We start from the raw sequence: 1,113 nt of genomic DNA, 5'->3' as shown, positions 1-1,113 counted from the left end.
AGGTTCAAAGCCACAAGATCACTCTCCCCAGACTTCTCGGAAAACACGCAGCCAGTTCAATCCCAATATCTTGCGGACATCGTTTTCCTTGTACCCGCGTCGGATAAGCCCCTCTGTCATTCCGAGGAGCATTTCGGGCGTTTCAATTTCAGGCGGGTTGTAGTGTGGTGGGGGGGGATAGACCTCTGGAGTATAGAAACCTTTGCTAACGGCTTGCTCCCAGTCGGACATCGCTGCTTCGAGGTCCGAGAACGGAAGTGTTCCCCACCAGTAATCTAGTCCCAGGCCTACGTGATCAATGCCAACGAGTGAGACGAAATGGTCGATATGCGCGATCAGATCATCAAGCGAGGGACGCGCCGCTCCGCCATTGGCGGGCACGATGAACCAAGGAACAGCGGTGACGCCGACAAGCCCTCCCGTGGCCGCCGCCGCCTTCGCTTGGTCGTCCTGGATGTTTCTCTTGCTGGGAAACACGGCGGCAGAATTCGAATGAGAGAAGACCGCAGGTCTCGTCGTCAGCGACAAGGCATCCATTGTCGTCTTATAGCCGGTATGGGTACAGTCGACGATAACCCTGTTCTCATTCAGCCTGCGGACGAGTGCCTTGCCAAACCTGCTAAGCCCGCCGTCGATCTCTTCTTCGCATCCGTCTCCGACGTAATCCTTCCTGTTGTATGTAAGCTGCACCATCCGGACGCCAAGCGCCTGGAAAGCCTCAACGAGGTTAAGATCTGTCTCAAAAGGTCCTGTGCCCTGGAAATGGAAGAGAATCCCCATTTGACCATCGCGTTTCGCCGCTTCGATGTCTGATGCTTTTTGCACCAACTTTAGGTCTTTCCTGGAGCGTATAGAGTGCAACCAACTCCCGATCGCCTTGAGGGCAAGTGCGGGCGAGTCGGTCTCTCCCGCAACAGTCGGAGCCGCGCAGGTAACGCCACCGACCTTGTAGGACTCCACGTATCTTTTCTTATCAAGAAGCGGCGCGACGGCATCAACTATGACCGCATCGCGGTGAATTCTTTCGGCGTCCAAGCCATTCCTCCCAGAAAGTCCGCCAGCTTGCCAGCGGGGCATCTGAATATAAACCACTTGGATCCAGAATTGTCAAGG

The 1,113-nt window shown here is 55.3% G+C and carries 1 protein-coding gene; it reads right to left on the bottom strand.

Annotated features, from left to right (window positions below):
* Positions 1-18 precede the first annotated feature (18 nt).
* Entirely contained in the window at positions 19-1,035 is a 1,017-nt protein-coding gene (locus tag NKH42_RS31115; RefSeq protein ID WP_352974839.1) for a dipeptidase, read from the bottom strand.
* Between the last annotated feature and the right edge of the window lie 78 nt (positions 1,036-1,113).

This window comes from Mesorhizobium sp. M1142 (assembly GCF_040318565.1).
Lineage (GTDB): Bacteria > Pseudomonadota > Alphaproteobacteria > Rhizobiales > Rhizobiaceae > Mesorhizobium.
Note: the sequence above shows the minus strand (reverse complement) of the source record. Positions and strands in the feature narration are given on the sequence as shown.